The sequence below is a fragment of the Paraglaciecola sp. L3A3 genome (assembly GCF_009796765.1).
Classification (GTDB): domain Bacteria; phylum Pseudomonadota; class Gammaproteobacteria; order Enterobacterales; family Alteromonadaceae; genus Paraglaciecola.
Genome location: NZ_CP047023.1, coordinates 5055594 through 5076937 on the forward strand (window position 1 = coordinate 5055594; position 21344 = coordinate 5076937).

Annotated in this window: 20 protein-coding genes; 10 read left to right on the forward strand and 10 right to left on the reverse strand. The window is 39.6% G+C overall.

Annotation, left to right across the window (positions count from 1 at the left end; genetic code table 11):
- Positions 1-5 precede the first annotated feature (5 nt).
- The 5 genes from GQR87_RS21075 (at position 6) to GQR87_RS21095 (ending at position 4013) form a co-directional block, all read left to right on the forward strand.
- Positions 6-1472 (forward strand): phosphoesterase, encoded by a 1467-nt coding sequence (locus GQR87_RS21075; RefSeq protein WP_158972638.1) that lies wholly within the window; start codon positions 6-8, stop codon positions 1470-1472.
- Positions 1473-1677: 205 nt separating this feature from the next.
- Entirely contained in the window at positions 1678-1938 is a 261-nt protein-coding gene (locus GQR87_RS21080) for a DnaJ domain-containing protein (protein WP_158972639.1), read from the forward strand.
- 11 nt (positions 1939-1949) lie between these two features.
- Entirely contained in the window at positions 1950-2414 is a 465-nt protein-coding gene (locus tag GQR87_RS21085; RefSeq protein WP_158972640.1) for a hypothetical protein, read from the forward strand.
- 27 nt (positions 2415-2441) lie between these two features.
- Positions 2442-3089, forward strand: coding sequence for a hypothetical protein (locus tag GQR87_RS21090; RefSeq protein WP_158972641.1), 648 nt, complete (start codon positions 2442-2444; stop codon positions 3087-3089).
- A gap of 9 nt (positions 3090-3098) precedes the next feature.
- On the forward strand, positions 3099-4013 hold the full coding sequence (locus GQR87_RS21095) for a hypothetical protein (RefSeq protein ID WP_158972642.1): 915 nt from the start codon (positions 3099-3101) through the stop codon (positions 4011-4013).
- Between the two features lie 501 nt (positions 4014-4514).
- Here the strand turns inward: GQR87_RS21095 and GQR87_RS21100 are convergent.
- The 8 genes from GQR87_RS21100 to GQR87_RS21135 form a co-directional block, all read right to left on the reverse strand.
- Entirely contained in the window at positions 4515-4823 is a 309-nt protein-coding gene (locus tag GQR87_RS21100) for a hypothetical protein (protein ID WP_158972643.1), read from the reverse strand.
- A gap of 78 nt (positions 4824-4901) precedes the next feature.
- The gene (locus tag GQR87_RS21105) at positions 4902-5336 is read right to left on the reverse strand and encodes a hypothetical protein (RefSeq protein ID WP_158972644.1); all 435 of its coding nucleotides are present in this window, start codon (positions 5334-5336) and stop codon (positions 4902-4904) included.
- Positions 5323-7047: a hypothetical protein gene (locus GQR87_RS21110; RefSeq protein ID WP_158972645.1), complete on the reverse strand. Its 1725-nt coding sequence runs from the start codon at positions 7045-7047 to the stop codon at positions 5323-5325. Before GQR87_RS21110 ends, GQR87_RS21105 begins: the two co-directional genes overlap by 14 nt.
- An 8-nt stretch (positions 7048-7055) precedes the next feature.
- Positions 7056-8291, reverse strand: a complete 1236-nt coding sequence (locus GQR87_RS21115) for a hypothetical protein (RefSeq protein ID WP_158972646.1) — start codon at positions 8289-8291, stop codon at positions 7056-7058.
- Positions 8292-8427: 136 nt separating this feature from the next.
- The gene (locus GQR87_RS21120; protein ID WP_158972647.1) at positions 8428-9537 is read right to left on the reverse strand and encodes a rhomboid family intramembrane serine protease; all 1110 of its coding nucleotides are present in this window, start codon (positions 9535-9537) and stop codon (positions 8428-8430) included.
- Between the two features lie 59 nt (positions 9538-9596).
- Complete coding sequence (locus GQR87_RS21125) at positions 9597-9875, reverse strand: hypothetical protein (protein ID WP_158972648.1); 279 nt, start codon at positions 9873-9875, stop codon at positions 9597-9599.
- Positions 9876-10072: 197 nt separating this feature from the next.
- Positions 10073-12238: a peptidase domain-containing ABC transporter gene (locus tag GQR87_RS21130; protein ID WP_158972649.1), complete on the reverse strand. Its 2166-nt coding sequence runs from the start codon at positions 12236-12238 to the stop codon at positions 10073-10075.
- Entirely contained in the window at positions 12238-13485 is a 1248-nt protein-coding gene (locus GQR87_RS21135; protein WP_158972650.1) for an HlyD family efflux transporter periplasmic adaptor subunit, read from the reverse strand. Before GQR87_RS21135 ends, GQR87_RS21130 begins: the two co-directional genes overlap by 1 nt.
- A gap of 683 nt (positions 13486-14168) precedes the next feature.
- Here GQR87_RS21135 and proB point away from each other — a divergent pair.
- Positions 14169-15266, forward strand: a complete 1098-nt coding sequence (gene proB / locus GQR87_RS21140; protein ID WP_158972651.1) for a glutamate 5-kinase — start codon at positions 14169-14171, stop codon at positions 15264-15266.
- A 57-nt stretch (positions 15267-15323) separates the two neighbouring features.
- The gene (locus GQR87_RS21145; RefSeq protein WP_158972652.1) at positions 15324-16574 is read left to right on the forward strand and encodes a glutamate-5-semialdehyde dehydrogenase; all 1251 of its coding nucleotides are present in this window, start codon (positions 15324-15326) and stop codon (positions 16572-16574) included.
- Between the two features lie 148 nt (positions 16575-16722).
- Here the strand turns inward: GQR87_RS21145 and GQR87_RS21150 are convergent, their stop codons facing one another.
- A complete protein-coding gene (locus GQR87_RS21150) occupies positions 16723-17169 on the reverse strand; it encodes a hypothetical protein (RefSeq protein ID WP_158972653.1) in 447 nt (148 codons plus the stop codon).
- A 273-nt stretch (positions 17170-17442) separates the two neighbouring features.
- Here GQR87_RS21150 and GQR87_RS21155 point away from each other — a divergent pair, with 273 nt between their 5' ends.
- Together GQR87_RS21155 and GQR87_RS21160 are read left to right on the forward strand one after the other, a co-directional pair.
- The gene (locus GQR87_RS21155; RefSeq protein ID WP_158972654.1) at positions 17443-18162 is read left to right on the forward strand and encodes a glycoside hydrolase family protein; all 720 of its coding nucleotides are present in this window, start codon (positions 17443-17445) and stop codon (positions 18160-18162) included.
- 284 nt (positions 18163-18446) lie between these two features.
- Positions 18447-18818, forward strand: coding sequence for a hypothetical protein (locus GQR87_RS21160; RefSeq protein WP_158972655.1), 372 nt, complete (start codon positions 18447-18449; stop codon positions 18816-18818).
- 4 nt (positions 18819-18822) lie between these two features.
- Here the strand turns inward: GQR87_RS21160 and GQR87_RS21165 are convergent, their stop codons facing one another.
- Positions 18823-20292 (reverse strand): M20 family peptidase, encoded by a 1470-nt coding sequence (locus GQR87_RS21165; RefSeq protein ID WP_158972656.1) that lies wholly within the window; start codon positions 20290-20292, stop codon positions 18823-18825.
- Between the two features lie 295 nt (positions 20293-20587).
- Here GQR87_RS21165 and can point away from each other — a divergent pair, with 295 nt between their 5' ends.
- Positions 20588-21193 carry a carbonate dehydratase gene (gene can / locus GQR87_RS21170; RefSeq protein WP_158972657.1) on the forward strand — a complete coding sequence of 202 codons (606 nt, stop codon included), beginning with the start codon at positions 20588-20590 and terminating at the stop codon, positions 21191-21193.
- Positions 21194-21344: the final 151 nt, after the last annotated feature.

The following is a 21344-nucleotide window of genomic DNA, read 5'->3' on the forward strand; positions in this document are numbered from 1 at the left end:
TATGAATGAAAACAATGCGATTAAAGTTATTCTGTGTCGGTCTAACCCTTTTAAGTGTTAGCTGCACTAAGGTACAGCAGCATGACCATGACCACTCTAGCCATAGCCATGACAAAAATACCAAGCAGTGGTTAGCGGGTGATCATCATATTCATGGTACCTACAGCGCTAAGTGGGACAATAGTGTTACGCCACCAGCCCCAATAATTGGTGGTGATGCCATTTATACAACACAAATGAATGCACAAATGGCCCATAAACACGGCTTAAGTTGGATGGTCACTACAGATCATGGCGGACCTAATCATAGTAAACTTAATTTAACCCAAGCCTATCCAGATTTATTGGCGTCACGTAAAGCGGTACCCGACATAATCCAATTTTATGGCATGGAATTAAATACCCCTGGCGCAGAGCACAGCAGTTTAATTATTCCCCACAGCCATGATGAAGCAGAGCAACTTCACAATCTTGAAAAAAGCTATGATATAAAAGAGGCTCATCCAGTTGATCCCCAAAGAAACACCGAGGAGCAAATGTTAGTTGCCCTTGCAGATATGGAAAGCCAAACAAAGCAGCCGATTGTAATTGTTAATCACCCTGGTCGCACCGCAAAAGATTTAGGGGTTTACACTAAGGTCACCCCAACCGAATTACGCAATTGGAACAATGCCGCACCAACGGTTGCTATTGGTATGGCAGGATCTCCAGGGCATCAGGCTGTAACATTAAAACCTAATGGTGAGATCAAACAAGATGTACAAAGGGGCAGATATAGAGGTTTTCCCACTATGGGAGGCTTTGACCAAATGACCGCACGTTTGAGTGGGTTTTGGGACAGCATGCTAGGCGAAGGGCGTCATTGGTGGGTAACGGCTGCGTCTGACAGCCATAAACATTATACTGACGGAGGCCAAGATTTTTGGCCCGGCGAATTTTCAAAAACTTATATCCATGCTGCAAAAAATTATGATGACATCTTAGAGAATTTTAGAAAAGGACATGTATTTGTTACCACTGGCGATTTGTTATCCGAGCTTTATGTCACCGTAAGCGTCAATCATACAGCACAAAGCGCCAACATAGGTGACACTTTAATGGTTAATGCTGGTGACACTGTCATGGTGCAAATCAAGTTTCTTGATCCTGAGAGTAACAACGCCCGTGGTGAAAACCCTCAAGTGAATCATGTCGATATCATTACTGGCAAAGTAATGGGGTTATTAATAGACAAATCTGTGGATACCAATCCAACAACACAAGTTATAGGTCGTTTTTATCAAGATAATTGGCAACAAGATAATCAATATCAAGTAATCAATTACACTATCAAAAACATAGCTCAAGATAGCTACCTGCGAGTTCGGGGCACTAATACTGAACAACTCGAGCCTCAGCCCGATGAATATGGAGAAGACCCTTGGTCTGATCTTTGGTTTTACAGTAATCCTATTTTTATTAAGGTTAATTAACCCTAAAAATATCATCTCCTCTTTAATGCAACAAAGAGGACTAGGCAGGTTTTGGCTATACTCAAACTAAAGAAAATTATTTTTTAAGTACTACTTTTAGAACACGCCGCCATTGTTAAACAACAGTGGTAAAGGTAAAATGAGAGACAGAAAAATACTGGCACTTTTTAATTAAATAATATGCACAACAATTACGTTAAATTTTATGGATCATTTTGAGCTATTAGGGGTTACTAGAACCTCTTCCACTACCGAAATTAAAAAAGCGTATCGTAAGCTAGCTAATCAATACCACCCTGATAGAAACAGTGCGGCAGAAGCAAAAGACAAATTTCAGCTTATTCAAAAAGCCTATGAAGTCATTGCCGATCCGAAGAAGCGCGCTTTATATATTAAAAGTAATTACACAATTATCACAGACCCAAGAGAAGTAGCTGATTCTTTTTGGCACAATGCCTTGTTGTAGGGATCACTTAAATGAAATTTCAAACCGCAATACCTGCTTATTTGGCTGATGAGTTTTCAATGTATTTAGAGAACATGGAGTCGTTAACTGATCCTGAAAATCCAGAATTATTGACTAATTACCTTAAAGTTTTACAAGCTCAATTAGCCACCAACAGTTCAGTTTTTACTGGGCTAGTGGATCAATTGGCTATGGCCATTACTCGCAGTGTACGAATTAATTCAGAAAAGCTGGCTAAACTAGATATCACTCAGCCGCCATTATGGGCTGACGTGAAACCTTTTGTTGGTGTGCATACCGATGCTAGAGCGACCATTACTCAGTTAATGGAGCACTCAGAAGACGAGTTAAAAATGGCTGTGTTATTGGTGCATCTTTATAATACTTATGATGCTACACCTTTACCTGCAGAGGTTGAAATTGACGACAGAGATCACTCTGAAGACCCCTATGAAACCTACGGCTATGATGAATAAAATTAAACTATTTTTGAGGAACACCCATTGACTAGTAAAGCACTAATTCTCGCTACCGATATTACCGAGCAAGCCCAACACAGTGGTAGACAAGCGGGTACCTCATTAGAACAAATAGCCTCTGAGCAGGGTGATAAAGCCATGTTAGCGGTATTTGCCGAGATGGATATTTTAACCGTAGCTAAAATTGTGCGTGAGCATGATGCCACTATACCGTCGATTGCCACTTGGTTGATGGATGCCGAGTCGGTTAAAAAATTATTAAATGTTGAACCTTCATACTGGCAAAATTTAGATGAAGAATCGCTATTTTGCGCACAAACCGAAGCCCATAGTTTGCTCTCTCAAATATTCTTGTCTTATGACGATGATGAAAAACAAAAAGATGTACTGAAAACTATTGTGCAAGATGACTTTGGTCTGTTGTATTTGTCACTGCCTTTTGTGGGTCATGATTTTACTGAACTAGAATATGATGAAGAACAAGTTTCCGGCAGCATTGAAGAGTTATTACTAAAAATCAAACACCTTGATGAAGAAGCCTACAACGAAGTCTTAGCAGTAAGCACTAACGGCACCTTAGACAATATAGAAGCCGCCTTAAAAAATAATGCTAACAAACAAAGAGTGACAGCGGTTGAAATGGACACCGACGATATGTTTGCGCCTCTTTAGGATAATGTCATGAAAATAGCAGAGTTAAGGAACAAACCCTTTGTACTTTTGGTTCTAAAAGATGGTTTGGCTGATGGATATTTTTCACAGGAGTTTGTAGACAAAACCAAACAACAACTGTCTGATATGTCGTTACGTATTGCTTCAGATAATTTATCGATTATTTATGCGGATCACATTAAAAAAGCCTGTGAAATAGTTCTAGGTATTATTAATCTAGGCTTGTTAACCCATTGCGAAAATAGCACTGAAAAAGCCAAAGATATAATCAAAACCGAAGGCATAGTGTATTGTTTCAGAGCGGGTTGGGCAAAATATTCGGGCTTAAAACAAATTTCTGCCGACTATTTTAAACAAATCAAACTGAGCACTTACGCATTAGCAGCCGACGATACTTCTGACATAAGATTACTGCATGCCGAGTTGGTCAAACAAGGCCAAGATAGCTTAAAACTATTAAACTTGTACCGAAACATATCTTCACAATATGCTGCTAACGTGGTTATTCCTGAAACGGATGAAGACTACCTAAAGTTTGAGCTACAAAAATTGCTCAATTCAGCCGTAGCCCTTATGTTAATAGACTCTCAAGAGAAGGTCTTTAATAATGAGCGTTATAACCAACTGATTACCTATTTAACTAGTACAGAGGTAAAACTGATATTGGAAAAATTCGCTCAGTGTGTGACTAACTTTACCGAAAAACAGCCCGCTAGCACTAAAAACTACCTCGAAGAGTCTTCTTTATTAGATTTTACTGAGTTTAAATCCATCATTAGCTCACAAAAAACCGTGGCAGTGTATGTTCCAGAAATCTTAGAGTTGTCGGTCAATGTCACGAATGAATTAAATGATGATTTTGAAGGTGGTTATGACTTTGGTCTAGATGATCAAGATGATATCGCTTATTTAAAGCCTGATTAAGTTTATTGTTTTAGCCGTTAAAGGTGCCTTTAATTAACCATTGAGCCCATATAAACCATTGTTTTACAGGACTAATTTGTTGATTAGTCGCACAAAACAAGTATTTTATATAAACAATAAAAAAATTTATCGCGCTGAGTTACTTATAGGTAAACCATGCTTTAGTTTTTGCATCTCTGCTACTCGTTTCACGCATTCAATAAGCAGAAAATCCTTCTGGAAAAGTATGTGATAAAGACTCACCTGCTTTAAGTGAAAACGTTTGGTAATCAACCCACAGGCCTGTGCCATCAATGTCCACTTCAAGGGTGATGTTTGGTATCCGCCTGCTATTAATTCAACCGATTTTTTATCTTAAGCTGTCATTATATAAACATCTGAGGGTACATTGGCTTTCACTGTAGTATTTTTCCATGGTCTACCTTGACCACAAGGCTCATACCAACTCCAATAAATAAATGTACGCTCAGCGAGAATTTAAAAGCGCATAATCATCAATGGTTAAGTTATGAGTAGCAATAGGTTGACTTCTCGGCAAATACGGCCTTTAACGTTTTTATAAGCATCGTTTTTAGGCAAGCGGTAATGTTCACCATCTTCGACAATAATTGCTGTTGCATCTTCAATTTTGATAATATTTTGTAGCTGTTCTGTACCTTTAAAAATATCGCTATTGTCAGCAACTTTTGTTATTTCAAGTGCTTCATTCACATCAAAAATACCAGCCTGATTTTTAAGACTCAGTACCTTATGATTTAGCGTATTTATATGTCCCGCCCTAGAATAAGTTGATGTCTTGTAAGCCAGCATCTTTGCTGTCTTTTTAGTAAGTGCACTAAGTTAGGTGTTTTCATGCCACAGCTATCATCGATAACATTGACCCTATTATTATGATTCATTCAGTTTGACGATCTTAATAAAATCAACGCTATTGTAAAAAACCCTCAATCTCCCTTTTTTTACATAGGCAATTAACCGGTATTTTTTAAGTTGAGGTATCAATAATGCTAGCGATTTTCTAAAATTATTTTTTCTAAAAAAACCATCGAGTACATACAAAATTTTTCCCTCACTATATTCATATGGGCGCAATTTATACTCCGCGTTAGAGGCAAGCTGTTTAAGCGTATATTTGGATATTTTGGCAAAACTAATGCTGGCTAATGGTTCGCAGTTTTCTGTTTTGACCATAATAATTTGTCTGTGCTTGCTAGCTTCCCACAAACAATGGAGCTGATAGGCATCAACTCCAGATTCGTTTGTAGCGCGTAGTGCTATTGCCTCATTTAATAAATCTGCACCTTGATGCTCAACAAAATACATTTTTCACTCCGTTAAAGCTGTTCATTGGGTCATTATCTATAAGGGCAAAAAGACGTTTTAGATACGGATAAAAATCATAATTCTGCACGATATATGCACTCTGATTGGTCTTTATCATGGCACTCAAAGCACAAATATCAGTAAATCGTTTTTCTATTTTGTTCTTATCATTATAGATATACTCATCAGTTGCGTTACTGTATTTGATTTCCACCCCATTACCTGAATAGATTGTGCAGCTTTCATTCAATAAATTTTCATATACCCAATTGATAACACGTTCGTTTTCGTTAATGATTTCAGCTGTTTTATCAACACTGCCGGTTGCATAATAATCATCCACTGTGCGGCCAATGTAAGTAATAAAAAAATAACTGCTAAGAAAAGCCCTTTTTATAATCTGAATGGCAAACGTTATGTAAAAGCTCCTCTCATTTTGCCCATGCCAACCCAACGCAGGTGCCATAAGTGTGATAAGTGAACGGAGATCTTGGGTAAATTCAGTCAGAAATTTATTCTTTTGATTAATGCCACTATTATTTAATAGGGCATAGAGACTGGCGGACAATATATCATTGAAAAAATCAACCGCATCGACGGTAGGCAATGTACTGGTTTTTGTAGGTGAGCCCATCGACAACAAGGAAAGTGTACGAGATGCTACTTTTTGCCACTCTAATGTAGAGGAAAGTTTGGTTGACATTTCCCGGTCTAGTCCGAATATAAATCCCATATTAACACTGGCATATTGGTAAAATTTCTCTTCGTAAAGTTTTAAAAAGTGCTCTTCAACAGGCTCATCCCCTAAAAATTTACTAACTAAATAGAACCATTCTTTTGTAATTAACGCAGGTGTTGACACTTCTTCAAAGTAACTAGTTACTTGACCATAATTGCTACCAGATACCACAAAACTGCATAGCGCAGTATCCAGTACACGTCCATCCAAACTGATATTAGACGGAGATAATGCATTATGGGATAAGCGTGCTATCCGGAAAAAGGACAACTGATCGGCACACTTATCTAAAAAATTTTGTATGAGCGCATAAAAATCAGAAAGTAAAGCTTGCTTGCCAATCCCCTTATAAATGCCGAGTACCCTAGAATAATCTGAACGCACAAGTGTTTGATACTCTGGCTTAAGCCGGAAGTTGATACAAGGCAAAAAGTGGCCCGGTCTTGTGATTGGTTCCCTCACCATAAGTACACTGGGCGCTGCATTATCATTATGCAGTGCTGAGGTATGATCCAAAAAGATTAAACCACTGATAGCTTGCACTCCAACGGGCGATATTTTACTCAACAAGCGCGAATAAATAATCTCCTTAACTGCCCCCTGAATGTCCAGCCCGCCATATGAGTGTGACCGCAGTGCGCCCTCGCCGGCCAGTGCATTGGCACCAACACCTTTTACTTGCGCGTCGTTAATATTAACGACCCTAGCACCGCCACCATTTATACCTATGCCAAACCCGCCATAGCGCTCCGCAAACACTGTTTGTGTAATATCTGATTGCTTTCTGGAACCGTCGGTAAAAAAACTGTTTTTTACAACCCAAGAATAATTATCAACAAATTCATTATCTGACATATAACTATTACTAGTGGCAGATTGATCTCGCCACAATAAATGCGTACCAGTAATTTTATTCACTTCAACGGGGAGTTGATTAAAAGATTTCGCCAATTCAATTAATATTTTTGTCATCGTTATTCCTATAGCGACAAGATAAACCTTACCGAGGATTCCGTCTCGTCAATAGTGAGGGTTTGATATTCTTCCGCCTTTGCTGCGATGCTCTTAGATGACATCACATCAATCACTATGCTCACTATCTGATCCACCGAATCATTTAGAAAATCAATCGCATTGCTAACACCCAATTGCCAGAGTAAAAAAGCATTATCCGGTTGATCAAAAGTATAAGGTGAAATAATTTGTAAAGTGCCAGAGGCCAGAGCTTGTGCACAAGTACCTATACCTCCATGATGTATAATCAGTGCCGAATGAGCAAACAAATAGCTAAAGGGAGCCGATGTCAGCGTCAAAACAGGAAAGTCCCCATTGTCTATAAACGAGTTATTTTGCGAGTGTGCAACAAATACGCCCGGCTTACCGACCAAACGACAAAGATGTCGGATTTTGTCAATTAACAAACGCGTAACCGGAATTCCCGTACCAAAGGTAAATGTCAAAGGAGAACCGTACCGATTAATAAATTCATCCAGTTGCGTATTGTTATAATGATTCTGAGTGTCCCCTAAAATAAAACCGGTATTAAACAACTGTTTAGGCCAGTCGCCAGGATTAGGCTTAAACCACTCGGGAAACAAAGCCAACACTGAAGGACTGGACTCCATGTCAGGTAAATCCGGTAGTGCCCATTCCGCTAAACCCAACTCTTTACGGGCTGGATTTATTAGGGGTCTAACTAGCCGGTCAAAAGTATCTTTCTTCGCCTTCTTTTTTATTTGGGTGATTATTTCACTCCACAATCGTTCCTCTACCTGCCTGCGCATGGGGTAGGCAGGGCTTAATATGGAGCTGATACATTGGGGAGCAAGCACCACTTGACAGGACTTAAGGCCAAATTCCTCTGCAGCCATTCTGGCCCCCGATAAGGCATCCTGATAAATAACCAGTGGTTGATGCCCTTGCTGAACAACCTGTTGAATGGCCTTAAACGTTGGTTTGATTGCTGGAAAATGAAACTCATTGTAATGGTTTTGTGCGTGATCACGCGACCAGGTTAACGGGTTATTATAGGTACTTTCATAAGCTGCCCGAGTCGAAACTGAAAAACACTCAACCCCCATAGAATTCGCCAGAGGTAAAAACTTTTCGTTACCTAAAAAAATGGCTTTCGCACCAGTTTCATTTATAGAGGCTGCCAATTTGATAAACGGCAGCGCATCGCCCGTTGTGCCAAGTGAGTAAAGTAAATAATCCATTTTTCTACTCCCAATTGATTTATATATTAATAGCTATTTTTTCATTTATGAAATCTGTACTTACGCCATAATTGAACAAGTTGAATAAAGTAGAGCACACAACGGGCGTTTTACTGATAAGAGAGCTCATCAATCTTCAACGCATGAAATTAGAAAAAGCGAAAAAACATGATAAAAGTAAAACTAACGAAACCAATTTCTCTAGGGATACAGACTTTTTAAATGTAAATATCGACAAAACTAAACATATTGCCCCCCCAATCATCCCCCCAATATGAGCCGCAAAATCTGTGTCATTGATATACAAATCTGACACAACTTGAAAAATCAATAAAAGGGCTATCCACCAATAAGGCATTGGATCAACCGACGGCTGCAATGAGCCCTTACTTACTACTTTTAGAACTAGATATGCGCCAAACAAACCAAATACTCCACCAGACGCACCTACCACAAGATTGTATTGAGAGAAAATTAGAGAAAAAAACCAACCAGACAAAGTTGATAAGATCAAAATATTAAAGTATCTAGCTCTGCCAAAAAATCGCTCAAGCATGCCGCCAAGAACGCCAAGGGAAATAAGATTAATGAATAAGTGCACAGGGTCAACATGTAGAAAAAACGCAGTTACAAACCTATAATATTCACGTGACTCAATTACATTTTTTGAAAACGCAAAATTATCCATCGCTAATAAATAATCATCTTGGCTCATAAAGAACAATGCAGTGTTCAGTGTGACCATTATAAGCACGGCACTGTAGGTTACTAGCTGCTCACAATAACCAGACACAACTCCCTTCAAACCAAGCTCACTATGTTGTGAGTATTTTTTTTCGATTCTGCTTAAGCACTTCACTAATGTATGATAGTCATCTTTATCCTCAAACATTTCTGGCATAAATGTGAGGGGAAAACGCCCATTAACCGCCATTCTACAAAGACTCATAGACTTCTTTGTCCCAAAAGTTTGAACTTCGATTGACTTTATATCTGCATTGCTAATTTTTTTAGTTGAGAACAGCCCTGTAATTAACATGCTGTCACTCATTATCTCAATCGATTGCTGTCTCTTTGATATTTCAAACAATATCAGTGCACAAATCAAATTGTAGAATACAAATGTTGCTTGTGGACTTATTCGCCAAAAACCATAAGAGATAATAAAAAAAATAACGATATTTCCAGCTGCCAAGATGGCAAACAGAGACCTAATGATGTTTTTATTTTTTATAAAAAATTTCATTTAAAGAAACTCGTAAAGCCCTGAAAAAAGGGTGTCTGCAGAAGACACCCTTGATAGTGCTAGCCGAAGGCAGCACTGGCGGCTTGGTAACCGGCGAACAAAGCTAAACCAGCCATTGCGGTAACTGCTATGGGAGAAACTGCAAAAGCCACTCCAACAGCAACTGACCCCCAGCCTGTTCCAAATGAAGCCATGCCAATACCAAAAGCCGCACCTGATGCGAGACCTGCGGCAACATATCCACCACTGCCCCCGGATATCATTTGAAGCTCTTCAACAGAAATCTCTTCAAAATCAAATTGTTCATAGTTTTTATCTAAACCAAAAATATTTTTCATAAAATATTCTCCTGATTATTAATCTTCCACTAAAATAGGATTGATTAATTGTCTGTACCATTACTGGGACAAACGGTTAGTTAGGCTGGCCTGAACTATTCATTCAAAGTTAATTCCGGTCGGCCGCTTTATTTCCGTTTGGTTGAATATTGAACATAGTCAACCAAGCAGAAAATTCTTTATTATCAAAAGATACCCTAACTGCCTTTTCTTGGGTGCTTAGCCGTTGCTGCTTGATTATTACTTTCGAGGAATAATTGCCCATTCTCTAAGCGATAAATCTTATTGGCCCTGGTAATGGTTTCCTGCCGGTGGGCTACCATAATCCGGGTCATGTTTAGCTGCTGTATCTGCTCGCTGATCCTGGCTTCGTTGCTGGCATCTAAATGACTAGTGGCTTCATCCAAAAATAGTATAACCGGCTCTTTATATAAGGCTCTGGCCAATAATAAGCGTTGCAGTTGACCGCCCGATAAGTTAGACCCCATATCCCCCACTAAGGCGTTATACCCCATAGTCATAAGGCTTACGTCTTGATGCATAGCTGCAAGCTGTGCGCAGCGCTCTACTTTCAGGTAATTAGGCTCTGGGTCAAAGAAGCTAATATTATCGGCAATGGATCCTGCCAATAAAGTGTCGTTTTGCATCACACCGCTGATGAGATGGCGGTAATTTTTAAGGCCAAGGTGAGTGATATCCTGACCATCGAGTAATATTCTTCCTGACGTAGGCGTCAAAAGGCCCAACATCAACTTCATCAGCGTGCTTTTGCCGCAGCCAGAGGCGCCGATAATAGCAATACAATCTCCGGCTTCTATGCTCAAGTTGATCTTGTCAATAATATCAGGCTGGTCATCAGCGTAACTAAAACTCAGATTTTCCAGTATCAGTTGACCTTTGGGCGCTTTCACCATTGTGTTACCTTCACGGTGTTTTTCCTGCTCATGCAGGGCAATATCGGCTATGCGATCTAGGTGCAGTCGCATCATTTTGAACTGAATAAGCTGCTCGATTAGATTAGTAAAACGGCTAGTCAACTGACCTTTGTAAGCAATAAAGGCAAGTACCATGCCTACCGACAAGGTATTTTGCATCACTAGCATGGCTGCCATATAGATAACAGCAACATTTTCCAAACCAAACAATAGCTGGTTAGCGGCCGAGAAACTGATGTTGAGTTTACCCAAGCGAATATCGGCATTGATCACTTCGGCGTAGCGATTCTGCCAGATCCCTTGGCGCTGAGATTCATTACCGAACAACTTTATGCTTTGCATTCCACGGATATTTTCTAAAAAACTACTTTGCTCTTTCGCACCACTCTGGATAGCTTCTTCAGATGCTTGATGAAGTGGCCGATAAAGGCCCAGCCTCAACAGGCTATACAAGGCTATAGCCAGTAGCACCACCAAGGTTAACTTGGCGCTGTAAATAAACATCATACTTAATACCGTGAGGGCCATCACCCCATCCACCAGGGTCTCAACTACCCCTGTGGTTAAACGCTCACGAATATGACCCAGTGAACCAAAACGTGAAACCACATCGCCAATATGTCGTCTCTCAAAATACTGCATGGGTAGACGTAATAAATGATGGAGCAGATTTACCCCCATTTGCATATTGAGCAAACTAGACAAGCGCAGTACTAACCAGCTTCTGGCACTACTGGTCACCACTGAGATGATAACCAGCAAGGCAAAACCCATGGCCAGCACCGACAGCAAAGGCTGATCTTGACTTATCAGCACTTCGTCCACCACCCATTGCATATAGTAAGGAGTGGCCAGTGAGAATAGTTGCAATAAAATCGATAGGGCAAATAATTTTAATAATGCGGACTTTAACCCTGTCATTTTGCTCCACAGCTGTGATAAGCCCATGGACTGTTGTTCACGTTGTTTAACAAACTTACTGGTGGGATGCAGCTCCAGAGCGATACCGGTATAGTGATCGGCGAAATCACTCAAACTGAGGCAGCGCTTACCCAAGGCTGGATCATTTGTAGTGGCACTTTTTTTAGATATTTTTGTCAGTACTACAAAGTGATTCATGTCCCAGTGCAGAATACAGGGCAGGTTAAGTTTATCCACATCGTCAATGGAGCATTTCACAGCGCGACTGACCAAACCCAAACTGTCACCCACATCAATCAACTGTTGCAGATTCATGCCCTTTAAATTGGCTGAAAAACGCTTGCGCATAGCTGACATATCAAGCTTGTGACCATAGTACGAGGCAACCATTGCCATCGACGCCAAACCGCATTCGGCAACTTCAGCCTGCAAAATAAGAGGTACCCGTTTGGCTGACGAAAACTCGAGCAGTTCCAAGGGATTGGCATGCTGGCTTGCTAACGCCATCAGCCTATCCTACCTTGTAAACTATAAATTGGATCGAGCATCCAATCGAGTAAAGAACGAGTGTCTAAAACTATATCCGCTTCTAATAACATACCACTTTTGAGGGTGAATTCTTGTCCATAACCCCGAATGGATTGCTCACTTAGCTTGCTGCGGGCACGATAGACAGGTTCAGTAAGGGGCACTGGAAGACTGTTTGTTGCTTGAGTGATCAATGCTTGATCGACCCTGACTATGTGACTTTGCATTAAACCAAAACGTTGATGAGGAAATGCTTCGAAACGTAATCTGGCTACATCGCCGATTTTGATAAAACCAGCAGAGCGAGTTGGTAGCATCAGCTCCGCCACAAGCTCTGCGCCTTCAGGAAGCAGACTCATCAGCAAGGTATTATGTTGCACTCCCTGACCTTTATCCACCTGGATGGCCGTAATCGTGCCACTATGTGTGGCATTAATCACCAGTTTATGGCTGTTTTGTAAATGGGATGATTGGCGACTAAGTTCAGATTGTTGCTGAGCAATTTCGGTTCTTTTTACGCCGTATCTGTCAGCCAGAGTGACAAGCTCATGTTCTAATTGCTGAATTTCATTTTTTTGCTGTAGTGTGCTGCGCAGTAAAGACTCGAGATCTTGTCTGCCTATCAGATGCTTTTCCAGTTGTTGCTGTAATTCCAGTTCAGAAATATAACCCTGCTGTTGCAACTTGTAGTATTGGCTCTGTTGAGCCTCTAGCAAGGCAATTTTTTCCCTCTGCAATTTTTGTTGGCGAACCAATCCTGCGAGAGAGTCATTTAGCACACTAAGGCGTTGACTTAGGCGCAAAGACTCCTCCTCCTGTAGTCTTTCTTGTTGCTGCCATTGCTCATCAAGCAAGCGGCTTTGATTGCTTAGCTCAAGAGCGAGTTTGTCACTCAGCTCTTCGCCTGAGTCAAGAATTTGTGCCGTGACAATTAACGCTAGAGGTTGACCAGCGACGACTTTGCTGCCTTCTTGAACAAACAGTTGGTCCACCACCCCGCCACGTTCGGTATAACTTTGTATTAGACCTTCTTCCGGTTTAAGGTAACCATGTACTGTTTCTTTACGTGCGTAATTGGTAAAACACAGAAACAGCATTATAGCTATCACCACAGTAGTGAGTGTTAAGGTAAGCACAGTGAGAGACAGCGGTTGGGCAAGGCATATATTACCATATAACCTTTGTTTTTGTGCGTCTAAGGCTTGTTGACGAAAAAGTTCTGACATATGACTAAATCCATTTAGCTGATCGAATAGTTGAGAATAATCTTCAGTTAAGGTAATTATTTAGGTCGATAATTAATCGTTTGTCAAGCTAAGGGGTTGACCTGCTCTACAATTTTGTAGCTTAAAAAAGTAAAATATTTTATATTTCAAAGCGTTATCTTGGGTAATTTTTTTATCAAAAATAGTTTTAAATTTGTCTCCTTTTTATTTTATTAGTACATCGTTAAGGTGTTTTGGGTGAGGATATTTTTGTCAATTCACTATTGGTTTCTAGGTGTGAATTTATTTAATCAGGGCGATGAATGACAATTAGTCGAAATGTAAGTACTTTTTCAACTCAATGTTTCTAGTACCTTAGTATAATATCCAAAGTTTGCAGTACCTAATGATGGGTGCCAAAGGTAATTTTGAGCATTTCAACGGAGTCACTGAAGGTTAGTTTTTTATTTGAATTATTCATTTTAAGACTGTTTTACGAACTTTTTACAAAAATAGCCGTTAAGCGCTATTTATTGAAATAATTATCCCAAATATGTCGTTGTAGAAATTCGAAGATTCGTCTTAAACACTCGTCAAGTGAGTTATATATGGCATTGGTTTAATCACGCCTAGCTTATAACTACAATGGCTTGTTATTACTGCTGTTTATCGTAACCTATGTGAATTGATTTGTGAGGATTAGTATGAGTACATTTAGCTGGAAACGTGCAGTGATTAAAGTAGGTAGCAGTTTAATTGCGCCTAGTAATAATCAATGTAGCACCCAGTATTTAGCGGCCATTGCGCAATTTATCAGCGAAAGTCGTAAACAAGGAAAAGAGGTGATTTTAGTCTCTTCGGGCAGTGTTGCCGCAGGAAAGGGTAAAATCGCCTATAAACACAAACCTTCAATAGCTGAAAAACAAGCCATGGCCGCTATTGGCCAAATGCAAATGATGGCTAATTGGGCGGGGTTATTCGATTTTGATTGTGCACAAATCTTACTCACAGCAGATGATTTACATAATCGTACTCGTTACGTCAATATTAAAAATACGCTCAGAGAATTATTAAAAAACAACGCCTTACCCATAGTAAACGAAAATGACACTGTGGCCGTTAATGAGTTAAAAGTGGGCGACAATGATAACTTGGCGGCCTATACCGCATTAGTCGCAGAAGCAGATACCTTAATTATTTGTTCTGATATCAACGGTTTGTATGATGCCGATCCACGAAAAAATGAAAATGCTAAACTGATTTCTGAAGTCTCACATATAGATCAAGCTATTTATGATTTGGCTGGCGGTGCGGGCAGTGATGTGGGTACAGGCGGTATGCAAACTAAGATTCAAGCTGCTGATAAATGTGTAAATTCTGGCATTCAGACCTTGATAGTTAACGGTCGAGATGCCAACGTATTTAAGTTATTAGCAACAGGCACTGTACCTGGCACTTTGTTTAAAACTACAAAAACGCAAACTAGTGCCAGAAACACTTGGCTTAGACACACCTTGAAAGTGAAGGGGAACGTGCATATTGATATAGGAGCGAAAGATGCACTTTTAGATAAGGGCGCTTCTTTGTTGCCATCTGGTATCATAAAGGTTGATGGACAGTTTGCATCTGGTGATGCAGTGAATATTAGTTTTGAAAATAAAGCCATAGCTAAAGGGCTAGTCATGTATAACGCTGCAGATTTATGCGCAATACAAGGGCTAAAAAGCAATCAAATTGAAGCCAAACTAGGCTACTCTTTGAGCGAAGCTGCAGTACATAGAGACGATCTAGTTCTGCTGTAACGATCAAAAATCAATGTCATAACATGACACCGAATAATTAATTATCGAGGTATACACATGAGTTTCTCTATTGCCGAAGCGGCGCAGCAAGCCAAAAAAGCTGCACGCCAAGTTGCTAATTTAAATGCTGAACAGAAAAATCAGTTATTAACAGATATCGCTGAATCCTTATCTGCCAACACACCGAGCATTTTAGCTGCAAATGAGAAAGACTTGGCCGCAGGAAAAGAAAATGGTTTAGATGCAGCAATGTTAGATCGTCTAGCCCTTGACTCTACTCGTATCCAAGCTATCGCAGATGCCGTACTCGAAATTGCCGGACAGGCAGATCCTGTAGGAAATATCTCTAGCATTCAACGTATGCCAAGTGGTATTCAAGTGGGTAAAATGCGCATTCCATTAGGTGTAATTGCGATGATTTATGAATCTCGCCCTAACGTAACAATAGACGCAGCAGCTTTATGCCTTAAAGCCGGTAATGCTGTGGTTTTACGTGGTGGTAAAGAAGCCATTCACTCAAACTTGGCGTTAGCCGAATGTATTAAATCAGCTTTGGCCAAACATCAAATCGATCCTGCTGCAGTGGTAGTCATACCTGATACTGACCGCGCCGTTATGAATGAATTGATGACATTAAACGAGTCTATTGATTTGATTATTCCTCGTGGTGGTGAAGGCCTAATTCGTTTTGTTTCTGAAAATAGCCGTATCCCGGTTATCCAGCACTTTAAAGGTGTTTGTCATTTATATATAGACAGCGATGCCGACCAAGCTAAAGGTTTGAATATTCTTAAAAATGGTAAAACGCAACGCACCGGCGTATGTAATTCACTCGAAACATTAGTGGTACATAAAGATGTAGCCGCGTCATTTTTGCCTAAAGCTGCCGCTATGTTAGCCGAGCACAACACTGTGATACATGCTTGTGAAAACAGCATAGGTTATTTTGCTGGTGCAACCGCCGCTACAGTAGATGATTGGCATGCTGAATATTTAGCTATGGAAATCGCAGTAAGAGTAGTTGACGATTTTGAGCAAGCAATTGAGCATATTGAAGAATATAGTTCTGGTCATACCGAGGTAATCGTTTCTCAAGATTACTCAAAAACCCAAGAATTCATTCGCCGCATTAACTCTGCAGTAGTCATGGCCAATGCTTCATCTCGCTTCTCTGACGGTGGTCAGTTGGGCTTAGGTGCTGAAATTGGTATTTCTACTAGTAAATTACATGCCTACGGCCCTATGGGCGCAGAGTCGCTTACTACCGAGAAGTTTATTGTGATGGGTGATGGTGAAGTTCGTCAATAAAATTACTTAGCCTGAGAACCGGGTTCCCCCTGGCTCAGGAGATTTAATAAAAGCTTGGTAGCGATGCTACTGAGCTTTTGCTAAACCCATTTCTGGAATAGCAAAGCCTATTTTTAATATCAATTATTAGGTAATCGGCTTGATTATTTTAATCATCATCAAAATCGTCCTCATAATCTTCTTCGTCCCAATCTGAATATTGTTCAGGAAAAAAATCACTTCTAGACACAATATGCGGATATTCAATATTCTCAACGGGAGCAAAAGGTTGCTTGCGGGTTTTATTGATCTGAAATAACCAGCTATCACCGTAATCAAACAAGTAAAACATCTTCTTCCCTTTGGCAGCTTGGGTAAAAGATTCAATACTAGTATTTACTATTTGCTGTTCATTACATACAAAGCTATTCCGCTCATAAGCACGTTCCGTTTTAGCAATAAAAAATTCATACATATGATCGTTATCAAATTCTACTGCTCCTTGGATGATAAAATGTAAATCTTCCAGACTTGTATCGCCATCTACTTCAATAATACATTCCCAATAATTTTGTTCCCTTGGGTCTGGTAGTTTGATTTTAATGGTATTTATCACAAATACAGATAATCCTATTGGTTGAGTAAGCTTATATGATGAGGGCTTAGTGAATCTAATTAACCTGAGATTAGGTTAATTACCGTGAAAATTAATAATGATATCCATAGGATATTATCGCTAAATATGTATTTGATATAGCGTAACTCAAATAAAAATGATCAAAGAAGTTATGTCATAGAAGTTCGTTTAAATTTTAGTTAGATTAAATAGAGAAAAGTGAAAGTTGTTGTTATATTTTGAGCAAGGTCACAATAATTTAAAGGAATAAAAATGAGCAGATTAATTAATCAAAATGGCTTAAACCTAGTAAAGCAGTTTGAAGGGCTTTATACCGATGCCTATATATGTCCCGCAGGTGTGCCGACTATAGGGTATGGGCATACGCAAAATGTACAAATGGGCCAGTCTATTACCGAGCAAGAAGCAGAAAATATTCTACAAGATGACATGCAGGCTTTTGCTATAGCGGTAGAAAAGGCAATCAGTGTTGAGCTAAATGACAATCAATTTGCTGCACTGGTTAGTTTTGCTTTTAATTGTGGCGCGGGTAATTTAAATGCGAGTACTTTGCGCCGAAAATTAAATGGGAAAGATTATGATTGTGTGCCTAGTGAGTTAAGTCGTTGGGTAAAAGCAACCGACCCAAGTACAGGTAAAAAACGCTCTTTAGCTGGATTAGTAAAAAGACGAGCAGCTGAAGGCGAGTTGTTTTTAAAGCCCGTGGATGATGAAGCGAGCACTCTGCCAGAATTGATGCCGCAAAAAATAGAACCTGAGCCTGAGATGGTCGTTGATCAATATGCGGTTAATGCTCGCTCTGGTTTAAGAATGCGCGCAGGTGCGGGTCAAGATTTTGATATTTTGGATAACTTACCTTTAAATCAGATTTTATCAATTGGCCAAGAAATAGGTAATTGGGTGGAAGTTGATCTAGAGTCTGATGGCGTCATTGATGGCTGGGTTTACAAAACCTATCTACGAAAAGTATAGCTTAAGCTAAAAGTCGGCAATTCCGTTATACCCTCTATTTAGGGGGCGTCTTAATTGACTTTTATGGCGTTTTTTTCGGGCTTTCTGCATCATATTTGGGCAAGTTGATTCGCTAAATCCTTAGATTTTCTATACTCATTAATCTCCTACTATTGTCTATTTTTGTTTGTAGTGCTTTAAATATGGCCGGTGTGGCCAATTATGTATCTCGATAAATTTTGGCTATAACTCTGGCACGTTACTTGGATTCGTCTTGTCTTAAGTTTTAATAATAGGTTGGCGTTGTGAAAAAATTGAACTTTAGTTATGGACTTGATTGGTTAATGGCCACAGTTGCCTTTGTTAGTAGCCTAGGGGTATTGCAAACATTTATTATTGGTAAACACTTCATTATACCCACCATGATTTTGGTTATTGCTGTGTTATTTGGCAATTTAGCTTGGTACGGATTTCAACAACAGAAATGGGCAAAATTAGTTAACTTTTGGCTAGCAGTTATTCTCACCAGTCATTGCTTTTTTGCTTTGTTTTGGGCCAAAAAATATCGCGAAATATTAGGCGATGCATTTGAACCCACCGCCATCGTTATTACCTTGTTGCTGTTAGCGTTAACTTGGTTATACGCCAGTAAAAATCAACTATTCAAGCAGAGTTAGAATCTTATAGGGACTCACCACTGGCCGCTTGTTCTAACATGGCATGATAAAATTGAATAGAGCCTAGGTAGTCTTTGACGCTAATTTGTTCGTTGATACCGTGGAATTGTTTGAGCGTTTCTGAATTGAGTCTGACCATCATAAAACGATAAATATTGTTTGATAAATCATCAAAATGCCTAGCATCGGTTGCGCCAATCATTAAGAAAGGGGCAACTAAAACAGTGTCGTCAATGCGCCTAATGGTGGATTCAATCAAATTAAAACCATAACTATTTGCCGGTGAGATACTTGATGCTTCATTGGCGAGCTCTGCTGTTATCTCAACTTGTGGATCATCTATAACTTTAGCCAAATGAGCACGAATACTATCGATTGTGTCTCCAGGTAATATCCTAAAATTCACCACTGCACTGGCTTCTGTTGGCAGTACATTTGATTTGCTACTACCTTGCAACATAGTGACAGCTGTTGTGGTGCGGGAGCTGGCTGCTGTGCTCGGCTTAGCCGTCAGAGCTTGCATCACTACAGGTTCTAACAACCATAAATTAGACAAGGGTAAGCGCAGTGATAAGTCGGTGGCATAACCGATACGTTCAAACATTATTTCGAAAAATTCAAAGGTGGCAGGAAATGGATTATTTTCGACTTTGACTATGGCTTGAGCCAAAATGCCAGAGGCGGTATGGGCGGGGGGTTGAGATGAATGACCACCCTCACCTTTTACAGTTAAGCGAAAATTAACAAAGCCTTTTTCGGCAATGCCCACTAATGCTACTGCTTGGGAGATACCTGGCACTATGCCTTCAGAAATAATCCCCCCTTCGTCTAAAATAAATTCAAACTCAGTGTTTTGAGTTTTAAAGTATTCGGCTATAGCTATGGCACCTTTTCCCCCTACTTCTTCATCATGGCCGAAAGCAAAATAGATACTGCGCTCTGGTTGTATACCTCTGGCTAAATAATGTTCCATGGCCTCCATTAACGCCACCACACTTATTTTGTCGTCGATAGTGCCACGTCCCCAAATTGTGTCATCAATTACAGCACCTGAAAACGGTTCATGTTGCCACTTATCTCGAGATGCTTGATCTACCGGCACCACATCAATATGACCCATAAACAAGGCCGGCTTTAGTTGTGTATTAGTTCCTTTTAGATGATAGAGCAAACTATAACCTGCAAATATTTTCAGTTGAGTTTGTTGGTGCACTAGAGGAAACGACTTAGCCAAAAATTGATGGAAATCTGCGAAGGCTTGGTGATCGATTTGACTGCTATCGTCGTAAGATATGGTGGGTATCTGAATCGCTTGACTAAAACGTTGAATGACACTTGCTTGATCGAGTGAGATTACTTGTATAGGGCTTGTTACCTGATATTGAGTATTCTCAAAGACTGTCATAGTCCGATAGAAAACAATCGCAACTAAGATAGCTAGTACAATGCTAACTGATATCAATATTTTTTTCATTTGATGCACTTGGTTCTGAGAATACTTTTGCCTCAGTATAATATAAAAAATATTTTCTGGTGTTTAAAATAATAGAAATGGATATTTGGCCGGAGTTTAAATAGCCACAACAAATTTGGGGTTGAAAGTTAGGTTTAAGACCTTATTCTATGCACAGTTTTGTTTTATCGAATGTGCCAGCAACAGATATAATCGGTAAGTTCTATCATCGAATTGTCGAAATAATATTTATTTATATATCGTTGGATTTATCCCAGCAATTGTCTTTATACTCTGCGTCTTACAAAGAGGTAATATGAAAAAAATTTCTCAACTACTTGAAAATAATAAAAATTGGTCTGAATCTACTAAAGAAGCAGATCCTGAATTTTTTAATCGCCTATCAGAAAGACAAAAGCCTGAATATTTGTGGATAGGTTGCTCTGATAGCCGAGTGCCTGCCAATCAGATTGTAGGTTTGATCCCTGGTGATATTTTTGTACATAGAAACGTAGCCAATTTAGTGGTGCACACTGACTTTAATTGTTTATCTGTATTGCAATATGCTGTGGACGTTTTAAAAGTTAAACATGTGATTGTTTGTGGTCATTATGGCTGTGGTGGAGTCGATGCGGCTTTAGGCGATCAACAATTTGGTTTGATTGATAACTGGTTAGGGCACATTAAAGATATTGCCTATAAACATAGAGAAGAATTATCTGTGTTAAATGCAGATGAAAAGTCAGCCAGAATGTGTGAATTAAATGTGATGGAACAGGCTGACAATGTTCGCCGCAGTAATATTGTAAAAGATGCTATTGCTCGAGGACAATCGGTGAATGTACATAGCTGGATTTATAGTTTACGTAATGGCCGAGTAAAAGTTTTGGCAAATTCTGATGAGCCAGAAATAACTCAATAACCTAGGCTCGAGTTAACGAACCATATAGCCTAAGCAAATAGTGGATTTGTTTAGGCTGATGTTCTTTTATTGTTATCGAACCTTTGCAAAAATTTAACCGACTTCATTTTTGTGAAAATTGATTAAATTCACTTACTATCTGATATAAAAG

What these genes read in the sequence shown, in the direction of transcription:
- GQR87_RS21075 (WP_158972638.1), top strand. Translation starts at nt 6, where the DNA reads ATGAAAACAATGCGATTAAAGTTATTCTGTGTCGGTCTAACCCTTTTA.
- GQR87_RS21080 (WP_158972639.1), top strand. Translation starts at nt 1,678, where the DNA reads ATGGATCATTTTGAGCTATTAGGGGTTACTAGAACCTCTTCCACTACC.
- GQR87_RS21085 (WP_158972640.1), top strand. Translation starts at nt 1,950, where the DNA reads ATGAAATTTCAAACCGCAATACCTGCTTATTTGGCTGATGAGTTTTCA.
- GQR87_RS21095 (WP_158972642.1), top strand. Translation starts at nt 3,099, where the DNA reads ATGAAAATAGCAGAGTTAAGGAACAAACCCTTTGTACTTTTGGTTCTA.
- GQR87_RS21100 (WP_158972643.1), bottom strand. Translation starts at nt 4,823, where the DNA reads ATGCTGGCTTACAAGACATCAACTTATTCTAGGGCGGGACATATAAAT.
- GQR87_RS21105 (WP_158972644.1), bottom strand. Translation starts at nt 5,336, where the DNA reads ATGTATTTTGTTGAGCATCAAGGTGCAGATTTATTAAATGAGGCAATA.
- GQR87_RS21110 (WP_158972645.1), bottom strand. Translation starts at nt 7,047, where the DNA reads ATGACAAAAATATTAATTGAATTGGCGAAATCTTTTAATCAACTCCCC.
- GQR87_RS21115 (WP_158972646.1), bottom strand. Translation starts at nt 8,291, where the DNA reads ATGGATTATTTACTTTACTCACTTGGCACAACGGGCGATGCGCTGCCG.
- GQR87_RS21120 (WP_158972647.1), bottom strand. Translation starts at nt 9,537, where the DNA reads ATGAAATTTTTTATAAAAAATAAAAACATCATTAGGTCTCTGTTTGCC.
- GQR87_RS21125 (WP_158972648.1), bottom strand. Translation starts at nt 9,875, where the DNA reads ATGAAAAATATTTTTGGTTTAGATAAAAACTATGAACAATTTGATTTT.
- GQR87_RS21130 (WP_158972649.1), bottom strand. Translation starts at nt 12,238, where the DNA reads ATGGCGTTAGCAAGCCAGCATGCCAATCCCTTGGAACTGCTCGAGTTT.
- GQR87_RS21135 (WP_158972650.1), bottom strand. Translation starts at nt 13,485, where the DNA reads ATGTCAGAACTTTTTCGTCAACAAGCCTTAGACGCACAAAAACAAAGG.
- proB (WP_158972651.1), top strand. Translation starts at nt 14,169, where the DNA reads ATGAGTACATTTAGCTGGAAACGTGCAGTGATTAAAGTAGGTAGCAGT.
- GQR87_RS21145 (WP_158972652.1), top strand. Translation starts at nt 15,324, where the DNA reads ATGAGTTTCTCTATTGCCGAAGCGGCGCAGCAAGCCAAAAAAGCTGCA.
- GQR87_RS21155 (WP_158972654.1), top strand. Translation starts at nt 17,443, where the DNA reads ATGAGCAGATTAATTAATCAAAATGGCTTAAACCTAGTAAAGCAGTTT.
- GQR87_RS21165 (WP_158972656.1), bottom strand. Translation starts at nt 20,292, where the DNA reads ATGAAAAAAATATTGATATCAGTTAGCATTGTACTAGCTATCTTAGTT.
- can (WP_158972657.1), top strand. Translation starts at nt 20,588, where the DNA reads ATGAAAAAAATTTCTCAACTACTTGAAAATAATAAAAATTGGTCTGAA.